The organism is Arsenophonus endosymbiont of Apis mellifera (assembly GCF_903968575.1).
In the GTDB taxonomy this organism is placed as follows: Bacteria; Pseudomonadota; Gammaproteobacteria; order Enterobacterales; family Enterobacteriaceae; genus Arsenophonus; species Arsenophonus apicola.
In genome coordinates this window covers 1-16,584 of the sequence record NZ_CAJCFU010000013.1, presented here as the reverse complement: position 1 = coordinate 16,584, position 16,584 = coordinate 1, and the positions used below count along the sequence as shown (strand labels likewise).

Annotated in this window: 22 protein-coding genes; 3 read left to right on the top strand and 19 right to left on the bottom strand. The window is 38.9% G+C overall.

Annotated features, from left to right (window positions below; genetic code table 11):
* Positions 1-177, bottom strand: a 177-nt coding sequence (locus tag H1X92_RS00305; protein ID WP_180558337.1) for a transposase, incomplete at its 3' end; no start/stop codon positions are given.
* Positions 178-235: 58 nt separating this feature from the next.
* On the opposite strand from H1X92_RS00305, the gene H1X92_RS00300 reads away from it, so the two are divergent.
* Complete coding sequence (locus H1X92_RS00300; RefSeq protein ID WP_180558336.1) at positions 236-1,462, top strand: RNA-guided endonuclease InsQ/TnpB family protein; 1,227 nt, start codon at positions 236-238, stop codon at positions 1,460-1,462.
* Here H1X92_RS00300 and H1X92_RS00295 read toward each other — a convergent pair.
* The 13 genes from H1X92_RS00295 to H1X92_RS00235 form a co-directional block, all read right to left on the bottom strand.
* The gene (locus H1X92_RS00295; protein ID WP_370520582.1) at positions 1,415-2,296 is read right to left on the bottom strand and encodes a virB8 family protein; all 882 of its coding nucleotides are present in this window, start codon (positions 2,294-2,296) and stop codon (positions 1,415-1,417) included. The genes H1X92_RS00300 and H1X92_RS00295 overlap by 48 nt on opposite strands.
* A 170-nt stretch (positions 2,297-2,466) precedes the next feature.
* Positions 2,467-3,375: a type IV secretion system protein gene (locus tag H1X92_RS00290; protein WP_180558335.1), complete on the bottom strand. Its 909-nt coding sequence runs from the start codon at positions 3,373-3,375 to the stop codon at positions 2,467-2,469.
* Positions 3,376-3,384: 9 nt separating this feature from the next.
* Positions 3,385-3,810 carry a hypothetical protein gene (locus H1X92_RS00285; RefSeq protein ID WP_180558334.1) on the bottom strand — a complete coding sequence of 142 codons (426 nt, stop codon included), beginning with the start codon at positions 3,808-3,810 and terminating at the stop codon, positions 3,385-3,387.
* Positions 3,811-3,862: 52 nt separating this feature from the next.
* Positions 3,863-4,546, bottom strand: coding sequence for a type IV secretion system protein (locus H1X92_RS00280; protein ID WP_180558333.1), 684 nt, complete (start codon positions 4,544-4,546; stop codon positions 3,863-3,865).
* The gene (locus tag H1X92_RS00275; RefSeq protein WP_180558332.1) at positions 4,531-7,035 is read right to left on the bottom strand and encodes a VirB4 family type IV secretion system protein; all 2,505 of its coding nucleotides are present in this window, start codon (positions 7,033-7,035) and stop codon (positions 4,531-4,533) included. The genes H1X92_RS00280 and H1X92_RS00275 overlap by 16 nt, the downstream gene beginning before the upstream one ends.
* On the bottom strand, positions 6,989-7,360 hold the full coding sequence (locus H1X92_RS00270) for a VirB3 family type IV secretion system protein (RefSeq protein WP_180558331.1): 372 nt from the start codon (positions 7,358-7,360) through the stop codon (positions 6,989-6,991). Before H1X92_RS00270 ends, H1X92_RS00275 begins: the two co-directional genes overlap by 47 nt.
* Positions 7,360-7,683: a hypothetical protein gene (locus tag H1X92_RS00265; protein WP_180558330.1), complete on the bottom strand. Its 324-nt coding sequence runs from the start codon at positions 7,681-7,683 to the stop codon at positions 7,360-7,362. Before H1X92_RS00265 ends, H1X92_RS00270 begins: the two co-directional genes overlap by 1 nt.
* Positions 7,684-8,310, bottom strand: a complete 627-nt coding sequence (locus H1X92_RS00260) for a lytic transglycosylase domain-containing protein (RefSeq protein WP_180558329.1) — start codon at positions 8,308-8,310, stop codon at positions 7,684-7,686.
* A gap of 3 nt (positions 8,311-8,313) precedes the next feature.
* Positions 8,314-8,541, bottom strand: a complete 228-nt coding sequence (locus tag H1X92_RS00255) for a hypothetical protein (RefSeq protein ID WP_180558328.1) — start codon at positions 8,539-8,541, stop codon at positions 8,314-8,316.
* Positions 8,542-8,565: 24 nt separating this feature from the next.
* The gene (locus H1X92_RS00250; protein WP_233458093.1) at positions 8,566-8,901 is read right to left on the bottom strand and encodes a hypothetical protein; all 336 of its coding nucleotides are present in this window, start codon (positions 8,899-8,901) and stop codon (positions 8,566-8,568) included.
* Between the two features lie 193 nt (positions 8,902-9,094).
* The gene (locus tag H1X92_RS00245) at positions 9,095-9,421 is read right to left on the bottom strand and encodes a hypothetical protein (protein ID WP_180558326.1); all 327 of its coding nucleotides are present in this window, start codon (positions 9,419-9,421) and stop codon (positions 9,095-9,097) included.
* 163 nt (positions 9,422-9,584) lie between these two features.
* Complete coding sequence (locus H1X92_RS00240; protein WP_180558325.1) at positions 9,585-9,809, bottom strand: hypothetical protein; 225 nt, start codon at positions 9,807-9,809, stop codon at positions 9,585-9,587.
* 889 nt (positions 9,810-10,698) lie between these two features.
* The gene (locus H1X92_RS00235) at positions 10,699-11,409 is read right to left on the bottom strand and encodes a helix-turn-helix transcriptional regulator (RefSeq protein WP_180558324.1); all 711 of its coding nucleotides are present in this window, start codon (positions 11,407-11,409) and stop codon (positions 10,699-10,701) included.
* A gap of 137 nt (positions 11,410-11,546) precedes the next feature.
* Between H1X92_RS00235 and H1X92_RS00230 the strand changes: the two genes are divergently transcribed.
* A complete protein-coding gene (locus H1X92_RS00230) occupies positions 11,547-12,827 on the top strand; it encodes a cytosine permease (protein ID WP_180558323.1) in 1,281 nt (426 codons plus the stop codon).
* Between the two features lie 42 nt (positions 12,828-12,869).
* On the opposite strand, the gene H1X92_RS00225 is transcribed toward H1X92_RS00230, so the two are convergent.
* The 5 genes from H1X92_RS00225 to trfA all read right to left on the bottom strand — a co-directional run bounded on the left by H1X92_RS00225 (position 12,870) and on the right by trfA (position 15,453).
* A complete protein-coding gene (locus H1X92_RS00225) occupies positions 12,870-13,133 on the bottom strand; it encodes a helix-turn-helix transcriptional regulator (RefSeq protein WP_180558322.1) in 264 nt (87 codons plus the stop codon).
* Complete coding sequence (locus H1X92_RS15990) at positions 13,130-13,264, bottom strand: hypothetical protein (RefSeq protein WP_255498963.1); 135 nt, start codon at positions 13,262-13,264, stop codon at positions 13,130-13,132. The genes H1X92_RS00225 and H1X92_RS15990 overlap by 4 nt, the downstream gene beginning before the upstream one ends.
* Before the next feature lie 112 nt (positions 13,265-13,376).
* Positions 13,377-13,631, bottom strand: coding sequence for a hypothetical protein (locus H1X92_RS00220; protein WP_180558321.1), 255 nt, complete (start codon positions 13,629-13,631; stop codon positions 13,377-13,379).
* Positions 13,632-14,414 carry a ParA family protein gene (locus H1X92_RS00215; protein ID WP_180558320.1) on the bottom strand — a complete coding sequence of 261 codons (783 nt, stop codon included), beginning with the start codon at positions 14,412-14,414 and terminating at the stop codon, positions 13,632-13,634. It abuts the gene before it with no gap.
* A gap of 103 nt (positions 14,415-14,517) precedes the next feature.
* Positions 14,518-15,453: a plasmid replication initiator TrfA gene (trfA, locus tag H1X92_RS00210; protein WP_180558319.1), complete on the bottom strand. Its 936-nt coding sequence runs from the start codon at positions 15,451-15,453 to the stop codon at positions 14,518-14,520.
* Positions 15,454-16,186: 733 nt separating this feature from the next.
* Here trfA and H1X92_RS00205 point away from each other — a divergent pair.
* Complete coding sequence (locus H1X92_RS00205; RefSeq protein WP_180558318.1) at positions 16,187-16,459, top strand: HU family DNA-binding protein; 273 nt, start codon at positions 16,187-16,189, stop codon at positions 16,457-16,459.
* The last annotated feature ends 125 nt before the right edge of the window (positions 16,460-16,584 follow it).

Below are 16,584 nucleotides of genomic sequence, written 5' to 3'. Positions count from 1 at the left end.
TCCGTTACTTTCCTTTAAATCAGCCCCAAAGTCGCGACACACTTCACCTGCATACTGATGAAATGCTTTGTAGTGCAAGCCACTGAGTACTTTCTTTCGGTACTTAGTCACAAAGACAAGGTGAACATGTAAAAGAAACGCTGCATGTCTTGAACGGTTGATTTTATATTTTTGCATTGAAATTAACCGGATATACGGTAAGATAGTGAGATAATTTACTACACACTGAGTAATAATGCTAATTCTAAAAGCCTACAAATTCAGACTCGAACCAACCGAAAAACAGTCGCAACGTTTGCGGCAGTTGTGCGGATGCGCTCGTTTTATCTGGAATTACGGGCTAGCAGAGACGCAACGCATTATTGAATCCGGCGGTAAACTACCGTCAGCGTTTGAACTAAATCGGATGCTCACAGAATGGAAAAAAAAGCCGGAACATTCCTTTTTGCAAGAAGCCTACACGGATAATCTTCAGCAGAAACTCAAAGATCTGCACGGGGCATGGAAACGCTGCTTTGATAAAAAACTGGCAGCAAAAGCTCCTGTATTTAAAAGGAAAAATGACGGGCGTGATTCAGTTCGTTTTGTTAATTTTGATAAATATTGTCAGCTCGATAATGGCAGAGTGAGATTACCGTCAGGTTTGGTATGGGTAAAGTTCCGGCAGTCGCAAAAGCTGTACGGTAAGATTAAAAACGCAACCGTTAGCCAACATGCGGGACACTGGTATATATCGTTTCAGGTCGAACTGGAAATGGACATTCAGCCTCATTCGTCAGCAACAATGATTGGTTTGGATGCAGGTGTAACCAGACTCGCCACGCTGTCAGACGGCACAGTGTTTGAACCTGTAAACAGTTTTAAAACCAACCAAAAAAAGCTGGCGAAATTCCAGCGTCAGTTAAGCTGTAAAGTTAAATTCAGCAATAACTGGAAAAAACAGAAGCGAAAAATCCAACGTCTCCACTCGCATATAACCAATATCCGCAAAGACTACCTTCACAAAGTCACCAGTGAAATCAGCAAAAACCACGCGATGATCGTCATTGAGGACTTAAAGGTCAGTAACATGTCGAAATCGGCAAAAGGTACACAAGAGCAGCACGGACGGAATGTCAGGGCAAAATCAGGACTTAACCGTTCGATACTGGATCAGGGTTGGTATGAAATGCGCCGTCAGCTTGAGTACAAGCAGCTATGGCGCGGTGGTCAGGTATTAGCTGTGCCTCCGGCATATACAAGTCAACGGTGTGCATGTTGTGGTCATACAGCGAAAGAAAATCGTCAATCACAAAGTAGATTCGAGTGCCTTGAGTGCGGGTATACAGAGAACGCAGATATCAACGGAGCTCGTAACATTTTAGCGGCAGGACATGCCGTGTTAGCCTGTGAAGTGAACGGTGCAGTAATGCCGTCAGCAGCAGGAACCAGGCTTCTGAGCGATCAGATAGTCTCCGACTAACGGGAATCCCCCTCCTGAGTCACGAAGTGTGAAGGTGGGGGAGGATGTCAACGTCGTATTGTATGCTCTTACCCCATACCCCAACGGATTTAGCCACTGGTCGCCTTCAGATGAAGGCGGATTGTTGTGATCAATCGAAATCGTCACTATCCATTCGAGGGGCGTTGATATCGGTCTCATTTTTCCTTCACTGCCTAAAAGCGTTTGGGTAAAGCGCACCTGATAGGTTTTCATTTTTTCATTTCCATTTAAGGCGGTCTCAGAGGTGATCGGCAACAACACAATTGAATCAATTGCTATCCTTACTTGTTGAGACTGCCCGAGCTTTGCAACGTAGCCTTTACTCGACAGCTGGAAATTCCGATATTCTTCAAACACGTCAGAAGCTGAGGTTAATTGAACGAAGGCGTAATTCGCTGCATGCGATGCCCAATTATAAGACTCCCGAGCAAGCACATACGTTGAAATGAAATGTTTGTCCTGGACGACATCTGCAGGCGTCGCTCTATCATCCAGCGGTTTGATGATATCCATGTAGCCACTATTTTTGTCCACACGAATAACATAAGGCTCAACCGTTTTTAAGGGTGTTAGCAGCATAACTGCCAAGGTTGACATCAGGGCTAACAACCCAAAAATAATTGCCAGTATTCGTGCATTTTTGGCTTTTTTTCGATAATCCTCAGCAACTCGATGTTCAAACCATCGCGCCGCCTGCGTATAGGCCATGATAGTTTTTCCGACTTCGTGCTCTTTCCCTTCCAGACCTTCGTTGTAATGCAACTGACGTTCTAAGGCGGTTGCCTTTTCGATGCTGTTAACGTTCAAATTCACCTCCAGAATCAACAGGAGTCCTCAATGTATTGACTTCAAGAAACTCGCCGGCCGGATAAGTTTTGCAGCAGCTCACCAGAATCTGGGCAGCAAGAAGCCCTACGCTTAACGCAAAAATTTTTTTCATAAAAACCTTGAATTTGAAAAGGAAAGAAAAAGAAAAGGTGGATCTAGAAGATGCGGTTACGAGGCAGTAATTTTTTACTTAACCCTTTTGCCATATTTGTTGCAGCGCGGGTACCCAAAGCTTTTCCAGCGATACCGCCGACTGTACTGACGCCACCACTTGGCGCCCCCCCCATGATTGCGGCTGCATAATTGGGGATTTCTGTCGCTAGCATAGTGAAGGCACTAAATGAAAGCAGAATTCCTAAACAACCAAGAAGATCTAACTTAACATTTTCTGTAACGATATTCGCATTGATGTAACTGATTTCCAGGGCAAGCACCATAGCAAATAAAGCCTGAGTCAGCACAAAGCCCCCTAAAACCCCTACCCATCCCCAAAAGTATTGTTTCGTCTGCGGAAATAGCGCGAGTGCAATGAAAATAGGGCCAACAACCAGAATTAACGTTGTTGCGACTTTTAACGTGATTAACGTGCCTACGGCAACACCCAAGAACGGAACCCCACCTAGGATGTAGAAGATTAAAGCTACAATTGATTTAATTGTACTAATACTAAAATCCATAGCCGAGGTGAGTTTCGTGATTCCACCAATATATGTGTTGACGACCCCATCAACCAGATTCATATTATCATTCGAATTACCCGACAAGGTATTCCCTAACCACACAGGGAAATCGGTCACTGTCGGCACAATCACTGACATATACCAGTGAATAGAAAAGGCCATCATCATGATGCAGCTGGCTTTGAAGATGGTCATTAAAACATCCTGAATGACCACTGTTAAACCTTCAAAATACCAATATAGTGCCTTCACGCCGATATATATCATCCAGAATAGTCCAATTATCCCAGACAGCCCCGTCATCACCTGTGCGACATTGTGCATTTGAACTTTTGCGGCATTATCGATGGCGTCAAATATCGGTTGTGCAACCTCAATACTCATTACAAGCCCCTATTTTTTCTCATAAACCTCTTCATTAAATTTCAATTTCCCATTTTCTAATCTCAAAGAGAAATCATTTCCTTGGAGAACAGTATTACTTATTGCTTTTGCTTCAAGTGCTTTAACTCTGTAGCTATCTTTGCCATAATCACGCTTACGCGAGGGCATTATCTTAGATTTCCCATCAAAAAAATCACTTACTAAGTGGCTATATTTTCTTTTAGCTAAATTTTCATCTAAATAGTTAAAATCAATATGATATATTCCTTCTTCATATTTAATGTTTAGAGTTGATGGAAATTCCTGGCTTTTATCTTGATACCATTTACCTATAAAATCTTTACCCTTCTCTTCATTGCACCCTGATAAAGCAAAAGTAATCGTAAAAACCAAAAGTAAAATTTTTCCGCAAATTATTTGTGTATACTTTAACATGCTAACTCCTAAGTTGAGTTTAGTTTAAAGACTACATTGTGGGATTTTATACTTAATCATTCCAAGATCTCTGTGGCATTTTTTTACTTTTCCCATCAAAAAAATCACTTATAGCCTGACTAAATTTTTCTTTCTCCATTTTTTCTTTTTGCTCGACCAGATAACGCGCATTTTGCAGTTGCATTTGTTGTGCCTGCATCTCTAACATCTCCTGCTGGTATCGCAATGCCAGCTGCTCCCTGTCTTTCGGTGTTTCCACCCGATTGAGTTGTCGTCTCAGCCCTTCAGCGGTCTCAATCCGTTTGTTTGTCGCTTTGTATTGTGCTTCGAGTGTTCCCGCCTGACTTAACAGCTTATCAAACACCGCCTGCACCTTCGGGTCTTGACTGGTTAACCCATACCGATTTCGTAAGGAGGGCAAATCCTGTGCCCGCTGATAAATATCCATCCAGTCACCCACCGGTAATAACTGTTTTATCTTCGGGTCATTCAAAAAATCACCGAGCTTGTTATTTCCCTGCATAATGCTTTTGTAATGCTCATACTGATTTTTCGCCTGCAAGATAGATTCCTTGGCTTTTTCAAGTTGTGCCAACGATTCCCTTGCCTGTTGCTGGGCATTTTTAACCATTTGCGTTAATTCTGCGACACTGACCGTCGGAATTCCCCCTGAAAAAGCGGGGGAACTTAAGCAGGTTATTATCAACGCCAACCAAAATGTTAATTTACTTCGCATATCGGCTTTCCTTTAAAAAGCGTATCCGTTTCTTTCCTGCCGAGTTTTTTCAACACGTGCAGAAATTCTGGATACCAAATATCGCGGTCATCGGTTTGCAATTTTTGTCGAACATCAACCGCAACCATCTCATCCAGAAATGCACTCACCCACACAGCAGGGTCCTCGGTTTGCAATTTCTGCCGCACCTGCTCGGCTATTTGCAGGTTTCTTTCTGTCGCGGACAAGAGCGGTAACCAATATTCAAGTTCAGCGCCTAACATCAGGCTGCCTATCACAGTTGCTGAACCTTGTTTTATCATCACCTTTCGGCTGTATTCGTTTAATTCGGTGATTTTTTCAAATTCTCGTCCTGTAACACCAAATTTCGCATAACTTTCCCTGTTAGCTTTAGTGTTTGCCATCCACTCCTGCGTGATGACCTGTTGAACAATTGTTGCTGCCATCTCGGTTTTAAGGGCATGTTCAGGCGTTTGCGTATCCATCATGAGGATTTCTCCTCGCATCCTCCCCGCTAAGAGAATTTCTTCTATTTTTGCGGCCGTACTCTTAAACGCCAATGACACCCAATATTCTGAAATCTGATTAATCAGCAGACTTCCCGGCGCTGTTGCATGCATCCGTTCCTTGAGATAAAAGAAAGTGTTCAGCATCACTTCAACGACTTCCGGATGGCGTTCGACATACTCTTTTTTCAACAAACCGGAGCAATCAAACGCTAAACGACGAAAACAGGTCGGATCAAACGTATTTTTGGGTGAGTCTAGCACCCACGCATAGTGGCCTTTCTTGCCCCCTGCGTTACGGCACCATTTTGCCAATCTGGCTCTTAATCCGTTTCCGCCCGTCTCGTTAATGAATTGCAATAGCAGCGAAAAACTCCGGTTTTCAACCAGTGTATGCTTCATCACCGCATCTATCGCCAACTGAATGACATGCTCTTCCTCCGGTGTCGCACCCCCTGCGCATTGCTTGACCGTATCAAACAGGTATTGGCGAAGATTGACAGTGTCTGTTAGTTGAAACGGATTGATGCCTGTGAATTCACCAGGTTTAATCGCAAAATATTTCCCTCCTAAAGCCCGGTGCACATTTTCCATCGAATGGTTATAATCGATGGCAAATATCATCGGGTTCCAGCGACTGAAAAAAATGAGCTTAATGGCTGCCGATGACGATTTCCCGGCGCCCGTCATTGCATGATTGACAATATGCCCCGGCAAGGACTTACCGGTTGAGTTTTCCCAAGGTGGGCTATCATGCGCGTTTAAAAAATATATCCCACCTTTATTTGTTTTTATCGGCATTAACGCCGTACCGTCGCCCGGCGGATTGCCCTTTTCTTTTCCTATCGGTGTTGCATGCAAAGAAAAACCACAGCTAAGATTTTCTGTCGATTTTGGCATGGCGTAAATCACATCATTGTAACCGGGAAACAAGGTCAACCAGGTGAAAATATTCGTGCTCGTTGACCGGACAAAACCGGTATTTTTTGCCATCATGATGGACTGCATTTTTGCGCCGTTATTGACCGCGTCGTCAGCTGTTTGGCCAAACACAATTAAACTTGCATGATATTGCCCAAATACCACTCTTCCCTGCGTCACTGCCTGCACGGCATCCTGTAGTGCGTCGGTTTGTTCGGATTGCCCTTCAGTCGCTGATAGGTCGGAAGTTTGCACTTTCAGTTTGCGTTTAATTTGATTCCGGTCTTCAAAATGAAAACTTTGCGTCAATATAAAATCAGATTGTTCTTCTAGTGCTTCATCCCACATCCCAGGGGTCGTCGCTTCCGGATAATCTCTTAAGTCAAAGGTAGAAGCAAACCGCGTTTTTCCTCGATACGGGCGATTCTCAACATAATCATAGGCTCCAAACGCCGTTTCGCTATCGATAATCAGGTCACCTAACCGCGAATCCGTAATAGGAACAGGATGCGCAGTGCCATTTAAAATAAAAGAGAAAAATTGACCAATCTGCGAATACAGCTTGCCGTCATTTTCTTCCATCCCCATTATTTTAATGCCAAAAGTGGCGAGCATTTCCTTGCAAATGGATAACAGGTCACCCATTCTGGCGATGCCTTCCTCTAAATCCTGATATTTAAGCATCAATACCATCGCATACCCTACCTGACGAAATTCGCCCTTCTTGAACGGCTCGACATATTTGTCGACAAAATCCTGTAAAATAGGTAATTCAAGGTGATACGCAGTATCGTGACAAATTCTGGTTTTGTAGCAGTACGTTTTCACAAGCAACTGATTGCCCTCTTGCCTTCCTAGTGCCTGCAAACACCGATTAAGTAATAGAAACTCCTGATTTAAGAGAGTGGGGTCACGGGTTTCGTGCGATACACCGTCAAACCGGACAAGGGAAAGTAAGTGTGACTGACCGAGTGTACAGATAGAAGGGTGAACGTGATGCCCTAAAAATGGGGCTTTAAGAAGCTCCGGCGAGAAGGTTTTTTTTAACAAGTCTTCTGACATATTTTTCTCTCCATTGAAGAGTCCGAGGGGTGATGACAAGATGGCGACCATATGCTTTGTTCAACCGCTGACGTTTTCGATGAAAAAAATAACGACGAATAGCTTTGTCATCACGGCTGCACAGCATTCTCATGCCGAAAATCCCACCAAGGAAAGGAAAAGAAAACCCTAACCCCCACCACCCAAAAAAATAAACCCCTGAAAACAAGCCAACTGCTACGCCTATCACTAAAAAAATTAACGGAAAGAGGGGGATGCCACAAAACATCGCAACGCGTGCCATGGCATTATGCGAGTCGAAACTTAAATTCGCTTGCGTGTGCATCAGGAAATCGCCCCACCCCAAAGCGAGTAAGCCCAACCCGCCAAAGCAACCGCACCACCCACGCAACCTATCACTCCCACATGCTTAACATAATCCATCATGGTGGTATCCATCGTGCCCGCCATGCGCGATATCATCCAGCACACCCCGACATAAACCATCGAACTGACCGCTGCAACCCCACCCAAAATGATGACCGCCGTTCGAAACTCCTGGGCAAATTTCACTAAAGGGTCATACCACACCGCATTAGCCACAGCAGGAATAAACAAATACAAAATCACCAAAAAAAACGGGAAAACATTAACATTTTTCTTTTTCACTTAAAGCTCCTTTGATTCAATGTCAGATTGCGTGACGGTGACGGTAATAGCCTCTGGAAAATCCCTCAAGACATCCCAAATAGCAAAATTTTCACGCTTAAGATTAGGTGCATCTTCTTTTCGGGTTCTTTCTTGACGGGTGCTGGGTACAACGTACCCTATCCGCTCAACATAACTTGTCTTTGCAAATTGCGCTTCAGGCTGTTGCCCGGTGGTGAAATTCCCGGCATAATAACAACTTAGCGCCCTTTTTAGTGAACCGCCTCGCCGATAACAATCGGTGAGGATTTTTTCAAAAACAGTCAGGTTGTGGCAGGGAGAAAGTAGCTTCTCTGCCGTCATGCCAAAACGCGCAAAATTCGTACTGGTGATTTGCATTAATCCAACCGAGTAGCGATGTTTTTTTGCCTCAATTTGTTTGATGCGCGCAATCGCTTCGGTTTTGTTGGTAGGAAAATGCGAAATGACACGGGTATTTGTCGCGCTGCGTTCAGCTTTCGGGATGATTTCCGCGATGGCATACGGATTGAAATTTGATTCCACGCGGGCAACATCAAATGCGGTCTCAGGATGGACAGCAGGGGAACATTGCATTGCGAGTGCCAGAAATGCCGTAGGGGCTAGCATGGTTCACCTCTTTTTAGAAGAGGTTGTTCTTTCCTCCTCTGTTCCTAGAATGACTTTCAGGTTCTTCTTAGCTTCCTCAGCGTGGCGCTCTATGACGTATTGCACAAACTCAGTGACTAAGATAGGACGACCGACATAATGACCAATATCCAGCACCATTTTGTCAAGTTGGTCACGCAATACCGCGCCCACGTAAAGACTCCTTCCCTTGCGAGAAAGTTGTTTAAACATGATTTTTCCTTGATATATTGTTTTTTAGCGAAGAAGATAGGTCCGAGGGAGGCACCGATTGTCGATGCTGGATTTAGACTCTGTGTTGAAGAATTTGTTTTTCAGCGCAAGAATAACCTCAACCAATGCTTCTATATTTTGATGCTGTTCTTTTGCTTCTTTTTCCAATCCCCAAATCTCGTCAAGAATGGCGGATGTTGGTCGGGGTTTTTGGCTGTTGATTAGATTCAATCTTAATAACCGTATTTCGTCAGCCATCCTGCACCTTTCACGATAGCGCATTTGACGACGATAACGGCAACGTTGACGTGCGTTCATTAATATCTCCCGCATAAAGTGATTTGAGTGGTGAATACGCAAAATACATCGTCACCCCGAAACCACTTGATGTGGTGTACACCTGTGTCGGCATACGTCCGGCCAGAAAGCTAACGTTAGCTTCGCGTTGAAATAAAATTCAACGCTACCAATCTCTCACGATACTTACTGAGATTGAGAAATTGGCACTGAATGTTAAAGAGCGGTACAGCGAAAACTTTAAACAGCTAAAATCTTATTTAAATAGCGCAGTTGACTCCCTCAACAAACAGACAATCGCTGTCACTGAGAAGGCGTAGCGGAAAACCGGCTTTAACGCTTCAAACAAGTTTTCCATTGAGAATTCATTGACGTCAGGTACAAAAGGAAACGTGTCATTAAAGTATCCCGCCGTGACAAACCCAACCGTTAGCCAAAAAAAGACGACAGGAAAAGAAAAAAGTGCGCTGGTGACAAACCGAACAAAGAAGTTACTTAAAATCACGGCGATATTCTTTTTCGCCTTGACTTCCCCACGCAGTATCGGGGTGTTTTTTAAGTACGAAGTTGCCTTGCCGTTCATTTAAGTCTCCTTAAGACGGTTTATTATGAAATTGAATAAATCTTTAAATTTTCAATATTTAATTAAATCGATTATTTATTAACTTAAAATTCTTTTTTAAGTCGTTATTTTCTTATTACCTCTCAATGGTTATCTAACAATGTTATTTTATTTTCACGCTAAACTATATCTCACCAGACCTTTTTCTTTCTTCTGCACTGCCTAATATTTTCTTCAGTCTATCCCTTATTTCATCTCCACATTTCTCAACCGAATAACGGATAAATTCACCACCTGTCACAGGTCGTCCTACATAATGACCGATGTCGAGTACAATCTTGTCTAGCTTGTCTCGCACCTCAGCACCGATATAAATATTCTTCCCTCTTCTTGATAAGCCCTTAAACATATTTAATTCCTTTACTGTATTTTTTTGTTGGTATTATCATGCCTCAAAAAATTAGGTCTTGGTATCACCTAGAAGGTGATTTTTCGATCAAATAATAATAAGATTACATATTTTTTATAAAAAGGTGACCTAAACTCCTTTGTAAGACATTATTGATATTTAAATTAAATATAATAACTTATTTTTTACTTTTATTTTGAGTGTGAAATTGAAAACATAATAAGAATTAATATCCAAATATAATTCCTGGCTATTTATAATAAATACTTTTAATAATCGGAATATAAAATATCTAAACTGCTACCTTTCAGTATTTTCATAACATAGAAATTAAATTTTTTAAATTATCATTTTATATTCTATTTTCTAATAGACTTAAGTTTAAGTTAAGTTAATTAATAAATCACACCTAAGTATTAGGTGTGATTTCATTTAATTTTTTAAAAAATTTTTGCTTTCCGCTTTCGCCTATCAAGCTTCTGTCAACTCCAATCACATCAAAGTGATACATTAATCCTTTAAGGTTTCATCTTTATAGACACCCATGTACCACCATTAAAAAAGAGAATATGCTGCGTTGTCGCTTTTATTAAAATACATTAAAGTGTACTCATGCATCTAATTGAAGCAGAAGTCTATAAACTAAATTGGAATTGAGATCAGGTGACAGACTGAACAGGGTTATCACAACTGGAATCAACATAACGGCCAGCCTCTCAGCTGCCCCATCCATCCCACCATTGAAGATAAGAGCAAATGATATCGGCACAATACCACATGCCGGTCTTTATTCTACGGGGTGATAATCCCGATCTCTAACTTCTCAGAGATATTTTTAGATTACTTACTTTTTTAAAAAAACACATCTAAATATTAAGTGGTTAAGTCTCTAATTTATTAGCTGCACACCTTTTCGGATAAAATCAATCGGAATATATCTATCAAGTCCTGTATGTTTACAGTATTCTATTAGCTGAAAAATACTATGAACATCCGCTTTTTTGTAGATTAACTTAAAATGCCCTTCTACCGTTTTATGCGAAATATCTAACCTTTGTGCTATTTCTTTAGCGGAAAGGCGTTGTTGTGCCCAGAAAATAACTTCAAGTTCTCTTTTGGTAAAGGTATCATTAGGCGCATCAAATTGAATAGTTTTTCTGTTCAATCGGTTCATATAATAAAGCAAAGTAGGTATTTCAATCATCCTAACATAACAAACAGTGCCTATTACTTTATTATTATCATCACAAAGTGGAGTCTTCTCAACAAAACGAGGAACGGGATTATTTAAATTTCCCTCTCCATAACAATGTATTTCTATTGAAGAAATGGTTTTATTTTCTTCAACGGCTTTTTTGTCTGTTTCTATAAATTGTGGCCATAAATCTTGGCAAATATCGACTGGTAGTTCTCTATCTAGCACTCCCTCTATATCATATTTATTGGGTATTTTAAGTGCTTGTTTTAAAGATTTGTTTATATAAATATACCGAGATTCTATATCTTTAATGTGCCAGTGGTTAGTACTTTTTTCGATAAAGGATATTAAAGAGTTACTTGATTTTCCGAATTTTTTATCAGGACTTTCAGGGTTAAACATAATATTTTCTCCAATTCGTTCCTTCTTATAACAATAGTGAATTAAATGATGAAAAACCACCTAAAAATTAGGTGGTTTATGATAAGCCTATCCTTAATAATAAAACTCACACCATTTTTATTTGGACGGGATTAATAATGATAAAAATATCGGATGATGTTTATGCTTTTGATACCACTCCTCTAGAAGCGAAAGCTAACTTTCTGGATGTAACTTTAGTTAGAATGGGTATAACGACTGCTTTATCACAGTTCATGATAGGTATGACGCTCGGGCACAGTATGACTTTTTGGGATGCCATGATTGCTTCATGCCTTGGAAGCTTTATTTTAGAGTTTATCAGTTTGGGACTTGGGTATGCAGGAATGAAAGAGGGACTATCAACCAGTCTATTGTCTCGTTGGTGTGGTTTTGGAAGTATTGGCTCTGTCTTAGTCAGCTTTACGTTGTCGATGAGTTTGATAGGTTGGTTTGGTGTTCAAAATTCTATTTTGGCGAATGGTATATTAAATGCTTTTAACCATGAATTAAGTTTTGAATTAGTAGCTGCCTTTTTAGGGGTATTTTTTACTTTTTTAGTGGCTTCTGGATTTAAGGCGTTAACACTAACAGCAAAAATAGCAGTACCTCTATTTTTTTTGGTTATTTTGTACATATTTTTATCTTTAATTTCTAACGATAGCATTGTTATTCAACACACTACTAGTTTGCACGTTACAAAGTTAAGCATAAGCGAAGCAGCTACAGTCGTTGCGGGGGGATTTATAACTGCATCATTGACAACGCCTGATATTAGTCGTTATTGCAAAAACAAAAGTCATTTATTCTGGATGATAACATTATGCATTATTGTTGGCGAATTTGTTGTAAATGGTATAGCAATATTAATTACTCAGGCATTAAACTCTGCGGATATAGTTGATATATTAACAGTTAATGCGGGTGTTATTGGTTTAATATCACTTATTTTATCAGTTATAAAGGTCAATGATGTTAACTTGTATTCTTCATCTCTAGGATTTTCCAATACCCTTCAGGTTTTAACTGGCAAAAAATTCGATTATTACAAGATAACAATTTTTCTCGGTTTAGCTGGAACAGTATTATCAGTGTCTGGCATCTTAAATCATTTTGTTGATTTCCTTTCAATGCTTGGGGTTATTTTTCCCCCTATCGCTGGTGTGATGCTAGTTGATTACTACATTTTAAAAACGAGTCGAAAAATATTAGACGAAACGAGAGAAAAAGGAATATTGCCGGATGATTCTCAGACTCAAATCATTGGCTGGTCTGCGATTATTGCCTGCATTGTAGGCACACTTGTCGGTGCATTCTTTAGCTTCGGTATCCCTTCTTTAAATTCAATTTCAGTGGCTGGAGTGGCTTATTGGATTTTAATGAAGATGAAAAAAAATTAGCAGTAAAGGGCTGCTTGATATTTTCCAAACAGCCATAAAAATTTATTTATTTAATTTCTTAAGAAAATTAAATAAAAACATCGCCTGCAGTTGATTGTAAGTATTTAAATCATATTTTCTTAAAGCGTTTTTAAAATGCGAATTGATTGTATCAAGGCTCACATTCAACGCGAGCGCGATATCTGTTCTAGTAAAACCAGAGCAAGTCATTACCAAAATCTGTAGTTCTCTTTTTGAAAGCTTTGGCATCAACTCCAAATCATTTGTGACTTCATATTGTTCGTTATTAGAATTTTTAAAACTCATACCCCACCCCCAACGCTATTAAGAATTCTGGCACGCTGACGAGGGGTTAAATTGCGGGACAAACGGGAAAACAATACGATTGTATGTTTTGGTGCTTCACAGACAAGCACTCGGAAGGTACTATTGTTCATAGCTCAACTCCTACTTATGCTAGGTTTTGGGTTAGGTGCTTGTTGGGAGTGAAGATCCCGACAAGTACCACTTACTTAAGTATATAAGTATGAATATACAAGAGCATATACATCATGTGTTATTAATAACTGATTTAGCTAATTTTTTAACTAAATTAATATCATCATTTAAATAACCAACAGCACGTAAAATGCGTGACTTTGATATATTTTTTTGGGGCACAATCTCTTGTATTTTATCGATCATAATAGAAAGCGCATCTTCATCTAAGTTAGTCATACGTAAATTCATTTGCTTACCAGTTGTAATATTTCTTTTTTCTACAACTCGGGTTACACCTTTTGTTATTCTATCACTTCTGCTCACTTAAGAAATCTCCTCAACTCTTTTAATAAGTTCATGTGTCAATAATAAATAATCTTCATGTGGTCTTTCATTAAAAGCATAAAGAGGAGAAGGTCTATGGTTTTCTGTAGCTTGCTTATAAAGCTCACTAACTCTTATTTCTGTTTTAGTTACATAATAACCTGATTTTTTTACATACTCATTAATAGCTCTTTGCATTCTAGTATGAGATTTATTAACTTTTGTCTTTACAAGAGTATATACAATATTTTCTTGTCGTTTTACTTCTTTAGCTACTTGTAGCAAGTCATTAATGCCTTTAATAGCTCTTCGATCCATATCAACAGGAATAACAATGAAATCTGTAATTAATAGAGCATTTTCTATGCTTAAATCAATTGCGGGGCGCAAATCAAACAAAATAAAATCAAATTTAGTATCTAAACGCTTTAGTGCATCTTCTAAAATAGTTAATCTATGCCTAAATCTTTCAGCGCTTCTAGCTTCAACAGCTAATGTTATATCCGCTGGAATAATTGATAAGTTTTTTATTTCATCATTTGAATCAAGAGCTGAGTAGATTATTTTATTAATATCAAATTTTGGGTTTTCAAAAAGATCAGTAACTGTATAATCTTCATCTCCTCTACCTAAATCATCACTAAGATTTCCTTGATGATCTAAATCAATAAGTAATGTTTGATATCCTTGTTGTGCTAGACAACAACCAACAGATATACAACTAGTTGTCTTACCTACTCCACCTTTACTGTTTGCAAAGCTAATAATAAAAGGTTTTTTCATATAAAATCCAACTTTTGTATATACATGAATATATACATTATAGATAATGAAATAGACTATGTCAATAAAAAAGTATATACTATTGTATATACTTTAATATCGATCAATTATTTTTTAAAAGGCTTTTTTTTATTTTATGAACCTCGCGTTTTCCTTTTTCTCTTTTTTGCGACGCGTCAGCTTGAGGAGTATTTTGATTTCGATTTTTAAAAGTCACTTTATCGGTAACTGGATCAAAAAAAACTTCATAATCAGGAAGGTCATTTGTCGTACAAAGATTTTTAACTAGTCGCTTAAATTCTCTTTTATTTGATGAGCTACCTGTTTTTAAATGAAGTTTTTCTAATGAAATTATAAATTCATGCTGATTACCACAGTGCTTTCGAGCAATTTCATACAAACGACGGTCGATAGCTTTACGTATTCGAAAATAATCTGGACTAATTTTTAACATTTTATTTTTACTTAATGCTTGATATAACCAATCAGGAATCATAACTTCAACCATCCCTATATCAAGATTCCCTTTTTTTTCATCGAGAATGCGCCAGCTATCAATTAACCCAAATCCCACTGATTCTTGCTTATCAGAAGAGTAAACAATATTCGTTGTTATTCTTGTACCAGCTAATCTCTCCAAAGATTTTTCAAGCTCTTTATATGTCCTACCACTAATTGTTCTGTTCGTTGTTACAAAAAAATCGTAAGGAGTGAAAGCAATTGTACGACTTATCGGCTGATTATTATTAATAGCCTCTTGTAACTTTGATATTGCATAAATCCAAACGTCTTTATCAAAAACAGTCGCCATTCCATATTCTGCATTAGGTGCGATAACTACTGTTTTACTACCACTCTTATACCTTCTGGTATCTCTATCTCCGCCTTTTAACGCAAAAAACGGATGCTCCATACTTGCTATTTCATCACGAAAACCAGAAAGTTCAACCTCATCAGCAATAAAAAAATCTATCTCATGTTTACGCGGTTTTAATGTTTTCAAATTGTTTTTTCTCGTTTTCGTTGTAAGATCAGTCATAGCCTCAATCCTAGTCTAGTTAGGGTTGCTGGTTAGAGACTAATTGGTGTTAGCTGCATCGATTAGTCTCGTCAAAATCTGTGATTTACACACACATCAATTAACAAAAAAAGAGCAAATAAATCGCTCAAAAAGTTAAAAACTAAACAAAAAAAGCAAAAATACTGTGATTTACACACAATAATAGTGTGATTTACACATAAAGCAAGTTTTTTTATCCATAATTTTATGTGAATAACTAAACAGACGTACTGTGATTTACACACAAAATACTGTGATTTACACACAAAATACTGTGATTTACACACAAAATACTGTGATTTACACACGTCAGTGTATTTTTTTATAATAGTTTTCAAACTATTATAATCATTTTTTCTATCTTAACTTATTTAACTTATACATAACTATCTTTAACCGGAAATTTTTCCCCATTCTCTGTGGATAACTTTTCTGACAAAAGTGGTATAACCACTTCAAGATATTCATTGGCCTTAGATATTTTCATTTGGTTGTTATTTAACCAATAAGTGACCTAATTTCTTTGTAAGCTTGGGTGATATTCCGCTTCCTCGCCCGTTCACTCGCGTTGCTCGGTCACTTGGCTGCGGCGAGCGTTTGGGATTAATTTTTTAAATAGATTTTTAAGTTAATTAACAGTCAACCATTGCACAATTGTGTCACTACCGCTAGCATCACTAGGATTAACGTAATCTATTCATTCAGGTGCAACATGAACAAAACAGAACTCATCAACAAAGTGAGTGAAAAATCAGGATTAGCCAAGAAGGATGCAGAGAAGGTGGTTAATGCCTTCGCAGAAACCATCACGGAGTCTTTGAAATCGGGTAACAGCGTACAGCTCGTTGGCTTTGGGAGTTTTCAGGTTAAACAAAGAGCAGAAAGAAAAGGCCGCAATCCACAAACAGGCAAGGCAATTAAAATTGCTGCTTCGAATATACCGAGTTTTAAAGCAGGTCAAAAGCTAAAAGATGCGGTTAAATGAACAAAACAAATAACGCATTGGGAGTTAAGTCTTTTTTAGTTTTTGATATAATAATCAAAGTTCTTCAAAATTCTTCAATACCTACGATGAAGCAGCCGATTATTGCATTGATAACGGAATTTCAA

Coding starts and splice junctions, on each gene's coding strand:
- H1X92_RS00300 (WP_180558336.1), top strand. CDS start 236: ATGCTAATTCTAAAAGCCTACAAATTCAGACTCGAACCAACCGAAAAA.
- H1X92_RS00290 (WP_180558335.1), bottom strand. CDS start 3,375: ATGAGTATTGAGGTTGCACAACCGATATTTGACGCCATCGATAATGCC.
- H1X92_RS00285 (WP_180558334.1), bottom strand. CDS start 3,810: ATGTTAAAGTATACACAAATAATTTGCGGAAAAATTTTACTTTTGGTT.
- H1X92_RS00280 (WP_180558333.1), bottom strand. CDS start 4,546: ATGCGAAGTAAATTAACATTTTGGTTGGCGTTGATAATAACCTGCTTA.
- H1X92_RS00275 (WP_180558332.1), bottom strand. CDS start 7,035: ATGTCAGAAGACTTGTTAAAAAAAACCTTCTCGCCGGAGCTTCTTAAA.
- H1X92_RS00270 (WP_180558331.1), bottom strand. CDS start 7,360: ATGCACACGCAAGCGAATTTAAGTTTCGACTCGCATAATGCCATGGCA.
- H1X92_RS00260 (WP_180558329.1), bottom strand. CDS start 8,310: ATGCTAGCCCCTACGGCATTTCTGGCACTCGCAATGCAATGTTCCCCT.
- H1X92_RS00255 (WP_180558328.1), bottom strand. CDS start 8,541: ATGTTTAAACAACTTTCTCGCAAGGGAAGGAGTCTTTACGTGGGCGCG.
- H1X92_RS00245 (WP_180558326.1), bottom strand. CDS start 9,421: ATGAACGGCAAGGCAACTTCGTACTTAAAAAACACCCCGATACTGCGT.
- H1X92_RS00240 (WP_180558325.1), bottom strand. CDS start 9,809: ATGTTTAAGGGCTTATCAAGAAGAGGGAAGAATATTTATATCGGTGCT.
- H1X92_RS00235 (WP_180558324.1), bottom strand. CDS start 11,409: ATGTTTAACCCTGAAAGTCCTGATAAAAAATTCGGAAAATCAAGTAAC.
- H1X92_RS00230 (WP_180558323.1), top strand. CDS start 11,547: ATGATAAAAATATCGGATGATGTTTATGCTTTTGATACCACTCCTCTA.
- H1X92_RS00225 (WP_180558322.1), bottom strand. CDS start 13,133: ATGAGTTTTAAAAATTCTAATAACGAACAATATGAAGTCACAAATGAT.
- H1X92_RS15990 (WP_255498963.1), bottom strand. CDS start 13,264: ATGAACAATAGTACCTTCCGAGTGCTTGTCTGTGAAGCACCAAAACAT.
- H1X92_RS00215 (WP_180558320.1), bottom strand. CDS start 14,414: ATGAAAAAACCTTTTATTATTAGCTTTGCAAACAGTAAAGGTGGAGTA.
- trfA (WP_180558319.1), bottom strand. CDS start 15,453: ATGACTGATCTTACAACGAAAACGAGAAAAAACAATTTGAAAACATTA.
- H1X92_RS00205 (WP_180558318.1), top strand. CDS start 16,187: ATGAACAAAACAGAACTCATCAACAAAGTGAGTGAAAAATCAGGATTA.